This window comes from Roseivirga thermotolerans (assembly GCF_014653175.1).
Lineage (GTDB): Bacteria > Bacteroidota > Bacteroidia > Cytophagales > Cyclobacteriaceae > Roseivirga > Roseivirga thermotolerans.
In genome coordinates this window covers 548,668-561,928 of the sequence record NZ_BNAG01000002.1, presented here as the reverse complement: position 1 = coordinate 561,928, position 13,261 = coordinate 548,668, and the positions used below count along the sequence as shown (strand labels likewise).

The window sequence follows — 13,261 nt, the reverse complement described above, 5'->3', positions numbered from 1 at the left end:
TGTAACGCAAGGGACCGCTTTGTGTACTGTCTTCTGATTGGCGGGCTTTCGGTGTTCTTTTTTGAATAGACCCTGAAACAAGTTCAGGGTGACGTGCTATTTAGGGTGATGGGCTATTCAAATTGATGTGCTGCTCAGGCTGACGTGCTATTCGAGGTGGCGTATTACTAAGGGCGATGTTTTTTTGAGTAGACCCTGAAACAAGTTCAGGGTGACGTGCTATTTAGAGTGATGCGCTATTCGAGTTAATGTGCTACTCAGGCTGACGTGCTATTGGAGGTGGCGTATTACTAAGGGCGATGTTTTTTTTTGAGTAGACCCTGAAACAAGTTCAGGGTGACGTGCTATTTAGAGTGATGCGCTATTCGAGTTGATGTGCTACTCAGGCTGACGTGCTATTCGAGGTGGCGTATTACTAAGGGCGGTGTTCTTTTTGAGTAGACCCTGAAACAAGTTCAGGGTGACGTACTTTTTAGGGTGACTTGCTTTTCGCGGTCACGTGCTATTTAGGGTGAGGTGCAGCCGAAGGTAGCTACTGAGGTAGGCATGCCATAGAGGGTGGGATATTACTTAGGTGACGCACAGTTCAAGTTGAAGGGCTCTAAGGGTTTTATTCCACACGAATCTTCCTTAGTAAATCGTCCCGGTAGTTTTTTCCGATGGGTATCTGCTCGTTGTTCATAAGCACATAGGCAGAGTTAATAGCCTCCATGTGATCTACATTGATAGTAAAACTCCGATGGGTTCTGTAGAAGTTTTGAGGAAGCCTTTCCGAAAGGTCTGTTAAACTACCTCTGATGAGGTGCTTTTGCCCGCTAACGGTATGCACTTCTACATAGACATGGTCGCTTCGTAAAAACCGAATATCGCTAAGCTTAACCTTATGGAAGAGATTCTTTTCTTTAATGAAAATGGCATCTTTAATGAGGAGCTCCTCCTCTACCTTGGTGTTGTTTTTTTGCTCGGTATAATTATGCAAAGCCAATTCGATGGAGGTATATAGATCGTCTTTTTTGAAAGGCTTTACCAGATAGGCCGGAGGGGCCACTTTCTTTACACGCTCAATGGTGCCCGCATCGGCATTGGAGGTTAAAAAAATAAAAGGAAAGTCGAACTGCTCCTTAATGGTCCAGGCCAGGTCTACGCCATCCTTCTTCCCTCCCAACTGAATGTCTAAAATGGCCAGGTCGGGTTTTTCGGCTTCTATGGTTTGCAGTGCTTCTTCGTAATTAATAGCCGGCTCAAGTACTTCGTACCCCAGGTCTTCCAGAATGAGGCAAATATTATCGGCTATTACAATTTCGTCTTCAACAACTAAAATTTTAACCCGGCTCATCAGATGGCTTTTCTTTCCAAAGTATCGGTGAAAGTAATGATAAATTTACTGCCTTGCTCATAATAATATTCGGCCGAACCATAGAGCTGTTTGGATAGTCTTCTTACCAGCCTAAGCCCCAAACTTCTGGCTTTGGTGAGATCGAAATCGGCCGGCAATCCCTCACCCGAATCGGCCACAGTAAGCTGATGCTTGCCTTCCCCAAGAGAGGTCACAGACACGCTTAGTTCACCCTTGTTTTCTTTGAAGGCATACTTATAGGCATTGGAAATAAGCTCGTTGAGTATCAGGCCTAATGGCACGGCCGTATCAATATCGAAACGGGCATCGCCATTGGCACTTATTTTGGTTTTTACGCCCCCGGCTGAGGGATAAATGGTGGCCAGTTCGTTCATAAGCTGATCTGCATATTCTGCAAAATCTATGGTGGCCAAATTTTCGTTCTGGTATAGCTTCTGGTGAATAAGCGCCATAGCCTTCACCCTGTTTTGCCCTTCCATAAAAGTAGAAAGTGCCTTTTCATCGTCTATACCTCTGGACTGTAAGTCGAGCAAACTGGAAACCACTTGCAGGTTGTTCTTTACCCTGTGATGAATTTCCTTGAGCAATACCTCTTTCTCTGAAAGTGACTTTTCTATGGCTGCGTTGGCCTTTTGAAGCTTTTGTCTACTCTTGTAAACTATTACAGCAATGGCCAGTATGAGCACTAACACCACTATACCTCCATAAATTATGAGGTTTTGCTGCTTTAGGCGAGCCTCTTGAGTTCTTTGCGTTTGCTGTAAAAGCGCGTTTTCCGCTTCTACTTTTTCCGTTTCATATTCGGTTGCCATTCGCGCCATTGCATCTGACTGAGTTTTTTCACCTGTTTCCAGATTGGCTTCGTTTAGCAGTTTGGCATAGCGAAAACCTCTCTCATAATCGCCCAGCTCATCATATATATCTACCAGGCTTTGAGCCGCCATTACTTTTACCTCCAGCGAATTGCTGGTATTGGCATGGCTCCAGGCTTTTTCTCCATAGACTGCGCCTGATTGCAGGGCCGTATTTTTTAAGTACCGGTTGTTGGCATAGAGCGAATCGGCCTGCGCTTTCTTGGTACGGGCCAGGTGAGTGTATATCTGACTTTTAAATCGATCGCTTGCCCCTTTGGGTACTGTTGATTCTGCATTGAGCAAAAAATCTTCTGCCTTTTTGTACTCTCCTAGTTTCACGTAAATGGTACCCATATTTAAAAAGCAGTCTGAAAGAAGATAGGTACTGTTGACCTTCTTAAAAAGCTCACCGGCCTTGTCGTAATATTCCAGGGCCTTACTAAGACTGTCTTGAGCGGTGAGTACATCGGCAATATTCTTATAGCTCACGGCCTGGTTGGGCACATGGCCTGCTTCAATAAAACCGGCCAGTGCTTCGGTATAATGACTTTTGGCTTTTTGCGGCTGGTTGAGCTTATCATAGGCCATGCCCATGTTAAGAATAGTGCAGGCTACATCGTACACACTCCCCTTCTCTTTTCTCATTTCTAAGGCCGTAAGGTAGTATTCCAGCGATTTGTCGTAGCGGCCAAGTCGATAGAGAGATAGACCACCGTTGTTATAGCTTCCGCTCACATAGGCTGTATTTAGTGTATCGCTGAGTTGTGTGGCTTTGGTAAAATAGACCACAGCACTATCGTATTCATATAAATGACTGTCGAAGAAATACCCAATACAGAAATAGTTATAGGCTAATTGGTTTAGGTTGTTCTGTGCTTGAAAGTAAGGAATGGCTCGTTTGAGGTATTCAATCCCTTTTCGTTTTCCATCGGATGAATAGCCATAGGCCAGGCCCAAATAGGTCAGCACCCTGTTTTTATATTCCGGCAGGCCAATCAAAGAGGAGTTATTGGCCGTTTTGAGGGCCCGCTCTCCATAGTAAATGGCAGAGTCTGAATTAGGAACCCTATAGTGGTTCATAAGGGCAATGTCTGCTTCTACCCGGATTGAATCGTGTGTGGCGGTTTGCCAAACGGACAACAAGGAATCTACTTTGGACTGTGCAAAAAGAGAGGTGGAAGATAGTAACACCATCAATACGAGAGATAATCCTCTACAGTATTTGATTCGTTTCATTTAAGGTAATTCTGAGTTGGGTCTTCTTTAATCAACTATAAACATACCTTCTTTTTGCAAAGGTTGCTATCTGAAACTGTCTGAAATTACAGGGTGTCGAGAGTAGAAATTAAAAAGGCCTCTCTTTCGAAAGGCCTCTTTTCTATTAACAGCAAAGGTTAGTTATCTCTTTTCTTAATCACAATGTAGTCTACTGACTTTTGCTTCACCAGATTGTTGAAAGCCGGTAAATCATTGTTCATAATATTTCGGAGTTTAGTCAGCTCAGCATCTATTTGCTGAGTCAGTTCCACTCTTACCTCTTCGGCCTGACGAGTAGGTCTCCACTCTCCTCCTCCGGCAACTCCAAGAAGCGCAGCCAGCTTGTTATTGAGACGTATTGGGAAGTTGAGCGGATCTTGCCCTGACTCATTCTTGGTTTGGTAGAGGGCTTCTTCTACTTCCGTCATTTTAGCCATTAGCTTTTTACCTTCCTCAACTACATCCTTATACTCCTCTTGTCCTTTAATCTTGTCCATTAAATCGTTCATTTGCTCGCGTGCAGCACGAATATCTTTAATGGCTCTGTGAGTTTCGGTAACCTTATCGCGCACTTTGATGAGGAAATCGTATTGTGCTTTGATGTCGGCATCGGTGGAAGGATAACGGGGATCTTTGATGAGGTTAAAGGTAGTTTCTTCTACCTGATCGCCTACTTTAAGTCTGGCTCTGTACTGCCCGGTTGGCACCAATGGCCCCGGACCTCTAACAGAAGCTGCCCACATAATCAGGCCGTCAAACCCTTCTGCATTTTCAACCCTCATGTTCCAGTTAAACGAATTGAGTCCGGCCTTCACGTCTCTCTGATCGAAGCTATCGATTAGCTTACCCTCGCTATCATAAATTTCTATGGATACTTTGGTGCCTTTGGCCGGAGCTTCCTTCATGTTGTAATAAATTACTGGTCCGGCAGGAGCATTTTCTCCGTACAACAATCCGGCATTACCACTACCACCACGGAATCGGCTGCTGCCTGAGCCCATTAAACGATAGGCATCCATTGGTTTGAAAAGGTGCACATTTTTGGCTGCGATTTCATCGGACAACTGATGCAGTATGGTAAGGTCATCAATCATCCAGAAACTACGCCCTTGTGTGGCTGCAATCAGGTTGTTGTTCTTAATGGTTAAGTCGGTAATTGGCACAATAGGCAAGTTCATCTGGAACGGTTTCCAGGAGGCTCCATCATCGAAAGAAATGAACATTCCACGCTCAGTACCCGCATAAAGCAATCCTTGCCTTTCCGGATCGGCCCTTAGTACACGGGTAAAGTAATCGTTAGGAATTCCAGTGGTGATTTTTGTCCAGGTTTTACCGTAGTCTTTGGTTTTATACAGGTATGGCTGATAATCGCCCAGCTTGTATTGAGTACCGGCAATGTACGCTCCACCTTTCACAAACGGATCTGCATCAATGGAATTAATCATAAGATACTTAGGCATATCGGGAGGAGTCACATTGGTCCAGTTTTTTCCTCCATCGCGAGTCACATGAATGAGGCCATCGTCTGAGCCTGCCCAAATTAATCCTTCTTCGTATGGCGATTCGGTGGCAGCAAAAATAGTGGCGTAGTACTCTACCGAAGTATCGTCATACGTAATAGGTCCTCCAGATTTACCCAGTTTATCCGGCTCGGCCCGGGTAAGGTCCGGACTAATAATTTCCCAAGACTCTCCTCCATTAGTAGAAACATGTACGTGGTTTGAGGTGGTATAGAGCTTATTGGGGTTGTGTGGAGAGAAAAATATTGGGAAGTTCCACTGAAAGCGATATTTGTAGTCTTCAGCTCCATGTCCCATTGGATTGTCTGGCCAGGCATTTACGTTGCGGCTTATGCCCTTGTCATGATCTACCATTTCCAGGTAACCTCCGTAGCTTCCGCCAAATACTACATTGGGGTTGTCTGGCTTGGGTGCCAGGTGAGCACTTTCTCCACCGGCTGTAGATTCCCAATCGTTTTCTGTGATGGCAAAACCTGAGGTTCTGTGGGCAATTCGCACAGTTGAGTTGTCTTGTTGTGCTCCATAAATTCTGTACGGAAACGCATTGTCTGTAGTAACCCTGTAAAATTGAGCAGTGGGTTGGTTCATATAAGTAGACCAGCTCTCGCCACCATCATAAGATACCTGCGCTCCGCCATCATCGGCAATCACCAAACGCATATTATCTTCCGGAGCAATCCATAAATCGTGATGATCGCCATGCGGTGCCCCATTTGACTCAAAAGTTCTTCCACCATCGGTAGACACATGGTAGGCCACATTCATCACGTAAACCTTGTCCACATCTTTGGTGTCGGCATAAATTCGGGAATAGTACCAAGCCCTTTGCCTCAATGCTCTCGATGAGTTGGTGTTTCTCCAGGTTTCCCCACCATCGGTAGACTTATATACGCCCCCTTTGTTGGCTTCTATAATGGCATAGATCACATCTGAATCTACCGGAGAAATGGCCACTCCGCTTATTCCTATTGGGGCTTGCGGCATTCCCGATTTGTCCATTAGGTTTTCCCAGGTTTCTCCACCGTCTTTAGACCTCCAAATACCGGAACCTTCTCCACCGGAAGTTAGGCTATAAGGGGTTCTGCGCACTCTCCAGGTACTTGCCATAACAAAGTCCGGGTTATTGGGGTCAATAGATACGTCTACTGCTCCTGCATCGGCATTGGCAAAAAGAGTTCGCTTCCAGGTTTTCCCACCATCGGTAGTCTTATAAATACCTCTTGTTTCGCTCGACTTGAATAAGTCGCCCATAACGGCAGCCCATACTATATCGGGATTTTTCGGATGCACCACTATACGCCCTACATGCATCGCGTTCTTTAGACCAATGTTAGTCCAGGTTTCTCCTCCATCGGTAGATTTCCAGAAACCTTCAAATCCGGATGAGACATTCCCTCTAACGGTTTGTTCACCCTGACCCACATAGATTACATCTGTATTGGAAGGGCTCACGGCCACAGCTCCAATGGAACCGCCAAAATAGCCGTCTGAAATATTTTTCCAGGTTTGCCCTCCGTTTTCAGTTTTCCATACTCCGCCACCGGTTGCTCCCATGTAAAATACCTGGGGTTTGCCCGGAACACCGGAAACAGTTGACGCCCGACCGCCCCTAAACGGACCAATGGAACGCCACTCGATGCCTTTATAAACATCGGCTTTAGGATCAGAAGCACTGGCTTCGGGTTGCTCTCCCCGCCTTCTGCGCTGGGCCTCTACATCGAATACTGTAGAGAAGAGCAAGCCAAAGACAAGCACCAGAAGCTTCGTCTTAAAAATTGTGGTAGTCTTCATAGTTCTTAGTTTGATATTGATGATTTGAGTAGTTCAAAGACTTAAAAGTTATGAACTGATGAAGACTTTAAGAAAGAGGGGCTAATTTTTTATACCAATGGCAAAAAGAAAGACCCTCTAAGGAGTTTTTCAGGCTGCTGTTCTTTTCCAGAAGCCTGCTCCTAAGAGGGTCTTGAGAATGCGGTATGGAGTGTTTTAATCGATAAGTTTGTATATAGACGTATTTGAATAGGAGGCCAAAAACTCTGCTCTATTGAGCATTTTTTTGGCTTTCTCATCTTCTACTACTCCATCTTTCTCCATCACTACCGATAACACAAGGTTATCATCCGCATCGAATATTTTAATAGTTTGGAGTTGAGCCGAAGGAACTTCTATGTCAAAAAGCTTGTCTGACTCCAGAGCCTCTTCATAGGCCCTGTCCAACGAACCTTTAATATCGTATACTATCAGCTCTTCTACTTTGGTTACTCCGTAAGACTGAAGGGCCGCCATAAATGTAACTACCACTGCCAAGGTCAGAGCAACTATTGCCGACCATTTTCTTTGTGTTGTGAATTGCTTTTTCATGACCAATGTTGTTTCGAATTTTTATGTTTGTGTTTAGATGATGTTAATTCAGTATTACCAAATATTCTTCGTTTTCCTATGCTTATTTAGACGACAAAGTTCTGAAAAAGTTTAACGATCAGCTTAAAAAAAGTAGAATATTTTTCATGAGTTGCTCAAACAACAGTTAAGCGGTATAAAATTGCGGATGAATTGCCAGACACAAAAAATCCCGCCTGTAGCGGGATATTTTCGAGCAATTTTATTTGGTTGAGTACTTTAAATTTTAATGACTCAACTTCATATATTCTTATTTTTTTACCTCATGCTCAACCAATGGCTTGTTCCAAATCTGCAATTAGATCGTCTGCGTCTTCAATACCAACGCTCAAACGGATGAGTGAATCTAACAAACCTACTTTCATTCGCTCTTCTCTAGGTATGGCACCGTGTGTCATGGTGGCCGGGTGGTTAGCCATAGATTCTACTCCTCCCAAAGACTCTGCCAGGGCAAATACTTTGAATCGCTCCATAACCCTGAACGACTGTTGCATATCATCTTCGTGAAAGGTAAACGAAATCATTCCACCAAAGCCTCTCATTTGCTCTTTGGCAATTGCATGGTTGGGGTGCGACTCAAAGCCCGGCCAGTACACTTTGTTCACTTTTGGATGCTCGGCAAGGTAACGAGCCACTTTTTCCCCGTTTTCGCAGTGTCTTTGCATACGCAGGTGAAGGGTCTTTATACCTCTTAGCACCAAAAAACAGTCTTGTGGTCCGGCTACGGCTCCACATGAATTCTGTATGAAAGCCAATCGCTGATAGAGCACATCGCTATTCATAGCCAACGCACCCATCACCACATCGGAGTGACCGCCAAGGTATTTTGTTACTGAATGCATTACAATATCTGCACCCAAATCCATAGGGTTTTGCAAGGCCGGAGAAGCAAAGGTATTGTCTACCCCTAGAATGATATTGTGCTTTTTGGCAATGGCCGCAGCTCCTTTTATGTCTACAATGTTCATCATAGGGTTGGTAGGTGTCTCCAACCAAATGAGTTTGGTATTGTCGTTCACATAATTCTCAATATTGGCTACGTCTTCCATGCCAATGAAGTGAAACTTGATACCGAAGTTTTCGAAAACCTTGGTAAAGATTCTGTAAGTTCCTCCGTAAAGGTCGTTGGCACTGATAACCTCATCGCCCGGTTTGAGCAACTTTATTACAGCATCGATGGCGGCCAGTCCCGAACCAAACACCAAGCCATACCTGGCATTTTCCAAGGCTGCAATACTGTCTTGCAAAGCAAATCGAGTGGGGTTTTGGGTACGCGAATACTCAAAACCTTTGTGATTTCCCGGAGACTGTTGCACATAGGTAGAGGTTTGGAAAATAGGAGTCATAATAGCTCCTGTTGAAGGATCGGGAGTTACTCCCGCATGAACTGCTTTCGTGTCGAATCGCATATCGTTTACTTTTTATTAAAGAAGGCTTGTAATTCGGCCTCCATTTCTTCTTTGGATTGTTTGTATTCCGGTGTCAGGCTCTTTTGACCAGGCACTTGTTCTATCATCAATGTTTGGGTCGGGAACGCAAACCTCACCCCTAAATGTTCCGCCAGTTTGTTCACCTCCAGCATAATTTCCTGGCGGCATCGCAACTCGCTGTTCCAATCGGGTACTTTGAAGAAGATATACACCATTACCTCCAACGCGCTACCGGCATATTCATTAAGAAAAATGTTATAGTAATCTTTACGCGTGTGAGGGTGTTGTTTCACTATCTCCTCTACCCCTTTTACAAATACCTCTATGAGTCGGGCCGGAGTATCATATGTAATGGACAGGCGGGTATAAAACCTGCGATACTGCCTTTTTCCATGATTATCGACCATGCTGTTCGATATTATGCTATTTGGCACGTACATTACGGAGTCTCGGAAGGTTCGAACCCGGGTAGACCTAAACCCTACTTCTTCTACAGTTCCGTCAATATCTCCCGAAGTTACCCAGTCGCCAATCTGAAACGGGCGATCTATGAAGATCATGAGTGAACCAAAGAAGTTTTTGAGTGTATCTTGAGCAGCTAAAGCAAAAGCCAAACCTCCAATAGAAAGCCCTGTGAGTATAGGCCATATGTCAAATTTGAACCCTCTCAGTACAGCCACAAAGCCCACTATAACCACAAAAACTTTTAGCACTTTGGTAACCAGAGGCACCAATTGATCATCGAGTGTGTTTTCTGACCGCTCGGCCATTCGCTTAAGGTAATGCCCCAGAATATCTACCAATCGATAGAAGAACATGGCCGCAAAAAGAGGCACCAAAGCATGTACAAGAAGTATAATATTCGTAGCGGCAAATGGTGGCAACTGCAATACCGGCACCAGTATTTTAGCCAAATAGGCAATGATCATTAAACTGAAAGGCTTAACCACCGGATTGAGAAACTGGTTGGCCAGGTCTATCTTGCCATACTTATGCAGCAAGCCAAAAAGTATCTTTCTGAGTACGACCGTAAAGATAAGGTGCACCAAAAAGCCAATAGTAAGTAGAATGAGAATACCCAGATACTGCCACAGGTGAAGCCCAAGGTATTTGGTTGTACCTAAATTGGGCAAAATGTTCAAAAGCTTGTCTGTGCCAAAAGGATAAACTTGCTTATGGAGTCGGTCAATTTGATCGACTGAATATTCTGAAAACAACCATCGGTCTCCGTATTTCTGCACATAGAGCTCAGGAAAGTCATCAGTTATAACATACCTATTGCGCTTGAGCAGCGAATCGTAATAGTTGGCGGCCTTTGGCAGGTCTTCCATACGCACCAAATTGCCGGAGCCATCGAGAATCTGCTTTAGCTCAATGGCGAGGTTATTTATTTCTTTTTGAGTTCTACTGCCCCTGTAGAGCGACTTGGCCGACTGAGCCGGCAGATAATTATCTTCTTGCAAATAATTGAGGTGATTGTAAATAACCTCATAGGGATTAGCAAAATCATCGGGCAGAGAATCGGCCTGAGCAAAACCTGTAGTAGCTAAACCCAGCCAGCAGGTCAGCAAGAAAAAAATCCGGATACAACTACTTCGCATCTATGGTATATATATTCATTTGGTTGGCGAAGTTAACAAAGACTTCGTACTCTGATAAATTCTGGTAGTATAGAATGCTCACTCTGTGGGCTGCCGGAATGATAGGAGCTATAGCTACACCCTCTCCATTTAGTAAATGAAGGGTTTGTTTAGTCTTATCACGGATCACATAAAGCTCCCGGCCGTTCCTGAAATTATAGAACTCCACCTCCAGATTGCCCGAGTTTTCCAACGGAATTTCAAAAACCTCCTGTCCTTCCATATCAAAAAAGGCTATTCGGTTCTGATCGTTTCGGAAAACACGATATCCGGTTTCCAGCACATCACTCACCATGCTGTAGATGCTGCGGGTAGTTGGCCTAAAGAACTGTTTGCTCTGTACGAGTTTACCCTCCAGATTAAGTTTCAATAATTCACCCTCCTGGCCAATCACCGCAATTTGAGTTCCCGCAAAATTGGGCCCTTTAATAAAGGCTACATCGCCACTAAACCTTTGATCGAACTTTTGTGGGAAGCCTTGATAATACTCTCCCCTTCGATTCAAAAGAGAAATCTCTCCGGTAACCTCCACGGCCACAAAAGCATCTCTTCCCCTCACTCGTACATGGAAGGGCGTTTGTAAAAGATTTCCTTCCATAGCATTGGGATTCCAGCCTTCCAGAAGGTTTACCTCTTTATCGAACAAACTAATATTACCCCTCCTGTCGCGGGTCAGGTATCTGTAGCGTTTGCTATTGTCATAGTCTACCACTGCAGAGCCTTCAATAGCCATGGGCGCCTCGTATGGTTTTGGAAAGCCTTCAACCACTTCGCCATTGCGGTCGATAAGATGTACCAATGAGTCGGTAAAAAAGAGGTATTGAAGTTTTTTATTATTGAAATAGTCTATTTGATGAATAGGGCCAATTACCGGAGCTTCAACGGGTAGCTTCCAAAGCACATCGCCCTGCCTCGAAGCCAGATAGAGTGTATTGTTGTGGTCCTGAAAAATAACTTCCAAACTGGCGTTCACATGATTCCGAACTACAAATGGCTTGGTGATAAGAGTTGTATCGGCAAATACATTGGCCCTTATATTCAGCTCTCTTTGCTCTTGGCCAGCCGGAACTTTATTGCCGGGCAAAAGCTGTGGTTTTATTTCGTTAAAAGCAACGAATGAAGAAACAAGGTAATTGGCATTGCTCGCATTCAACTGTAACTGAAAACGCTTAAACAACTGTTTCAAAGCCGGTTTTTCTTCAATAAATTCATGCCATTTTGGTTTAAGCCTATCTATCATTGACTCTGAAGCAAAGGCAAAATCTTTAAAAACGGTGAGGTTAGTTTCCTGAACAATATCATCCAGAATTTCCCTCTTTTGTACCGATTTACCCCAAGTCGATTCATTATCGAACTCATTCATTACGGTTTTCAAAGCGTCAAGATTATCGCTCAAAATCAACGCATTTTGAAAAATGGCATAATACGGAGCTCCCATGGGCTCCTCTAGGCCCGTAAGCTCTTTTACAAAGTCGTCTTGCTGAACAAAGCCCAAATAGGTACTTAAATAGTATTCGCTGTAAACAGCTGAATCCTGAGGACTGGTATACTGTTCTGATATTCGTTCTAGTGTTCTTCTTAAGTATACCGTATCGGTGGTGTTTATAAGTAAGACTTTCGACACATCAGAAAAATTCATGTCGAGGGTAACACTCAATAGCTCTCCCTTTAACAAGGGTTCGAATTCTTCCATCCTAATCTTAAAGGGTCTCCATGAAAAATCTATAGCCGACAGAGGTACCAGATTTTTACCAAAAATAGACGATTCCCCTGCTTCCAATAGAGATTGCAGATAGGCGGCTCCTCTGGCCTCTATACCCTCGGTTGTAAACTTCAGCCCGACAAATGCAATTTCAGGTTTTCTGACCTGAGACTGCTTCACTTCTTTAAAAAACACCCGCTCCAGTTCACTCAAACGCTTAGTGTTTAGCACCAGTTGAATATCGGACTCAGGGTAAGCCTCCATTGCGCCAACAACTAGTCGGCTCGATTCATTCTGCAAGGCCCTGACCACATCTTCTACCAGGATATTCTCCTCTGAAATGACCAAATAATCGCCCTGTATGAGCATCACAAGTCTGGAGCCTTCATGCACCACATTAATAAGCTCATAGTCGTTGAACACCTGAAGGCTGGTGGTAAAGGTTTTACCTGTGATTTCCTGAAGTATAGTAATAATGCTCTCTTCATTCCATTGAAAGCCATCGGCTTGCAAAACATACAGAGGAGCTACCTCATCGCTCGCGGTAGAATGGAAGGAAATCCAGAATGGTAAAGAGGTAACAGCGGATCGCAATTGACCGGACTGTTGCAGAGAATCTACCTTGGCCGACCAGTTGTATAGGGTTTCCACAAACGGCACCTCCTTCAAAGCTTCAACCCAATCGAACTTCTCAACCGAAGACAAACTGGCCTTTAAATTGCTACCATGCAAAACGAACAAACTCGTTTCGGGCAAAATGTGTTCTATTTTGACTTTTGGCCGTTTTAGCTCCAGCAACCAATAAGTGGATGCGGCTAAAACCACGAATAAACCGACAAAAAGGATTTTTTTAGACTTCAAGGTGAATTAAAGTTTAATGCTTGAACTGTTAAATAAGCCTTACAACTATTTAAACCACAAAGGTGTCAATTTATGCGAATTAGTTGACTTAAAAGTTTTCACTTGGAGATGTCAAGGACAAAATTCATTTTTGCAACTCGAGTTAATTCAAATGGTTAATTAGATAGTATAGACAGCAATAATCTGTATTGTAAAATTTACATTTAACCCAGAAATTTAAAAACACATATCAACAACCTT

7 protein-coding genes are annotated in these 13,261 nt (G+C 43.9%); all 7 read right to left on the bottom strand.

What is annotated here, in order from left to right; all coding sequences use genetic code 11:
• Positions 1-610: 610 nt before the first annotated feature.
• Positions 611-1,336 (bottom strand): response regulator, encoded by a 726-nt coding sequence (locus IE164_RS08475; protein ID WP_189629779.1) that lies wholly within the window; start codon positions 1,334-1,336, stop codon positions 611-613.
• Positions 1,336-3,447: a tetratricopeptide repeat-containing sensor histidine kinase gene (locus IE164_RS08470; RefSeq protein ID WP_189629778.1), complete on the bottom strand. Its 2,112-nt coding sequence runs from the start codon at positions 3,445-3,447 to the stop codon at positions 1,336-1,338. The genes IE164_RS08475 and IE164_RS08470 overlap by 1 nt, the downstream gene beginning before the upstream one ends.
• A gap of 158 nt (positions 3,448-3,605) precedes the next feature.
• Positions 3,606-6,779 carry a VPS10 domain-containing protein gene (locus IE164_RS08465; protein WP_189629777.1) on the bottom strand — a complete coding sequence of 1,058 codons (3,174 nt, stop codon included), beginning with the start codon at positions 6,777-6,779 and terminating at the stop codon, positions 3,606-3,608.
• 195 nt (positions 6,780-6,974) lie between these two features.
• Positions 6,975-7,349, bottom strand: a complete 375-nt coding sequence (locus IE164_RS08460) for a hypothetical protein (RefSeq protein ID WP_189629776.1) — start codon at positions 7,347-7,349, stop codon at positions 6,975-6,977.
• A gap of 308 nt (positions 7,350-7,657) precedes the next feature.
• Complete coding sequence (locus tag IE164_RS08455; protein WP_189629775.1) at positions 7,658-8,797, bottom strand: trans-sulfuration enzyme family protein; 1,140 nt, start codon at positions 8,795-8,797, stop codon at positions 7,658-7,660.
• A 5-nt stretch (positions 8,798-8,802) separates the two neighbouring features.
• Positions 8,803-10,389, bottom strand: a complete 1,587-nt coding sequence (locus IE164_RS08450) for a mechanosensitive ion channel family protein (protein ID WP_229838592.1) — start codon at positions 10,387-10,389, stop codon at positions 8,803-8,805.
• A 19-nt stretch (positions 10,390-10,408) separates the two neighbouring features.
• The gene (locus tag IE164_RS08445; protein WP_189629773.1) at positions 10,409-13,021 is read right to left on the bottom strand and encodes a hypothetical protein; all 2,613 of its coding nucleotides are present in this window, start codon (positions 13,019-13,021) and stop codon (positions 10,409-10,411) included.
• Between the last annotated feature and the right edge of the window lie 240 nt (positions 13,022-13,261).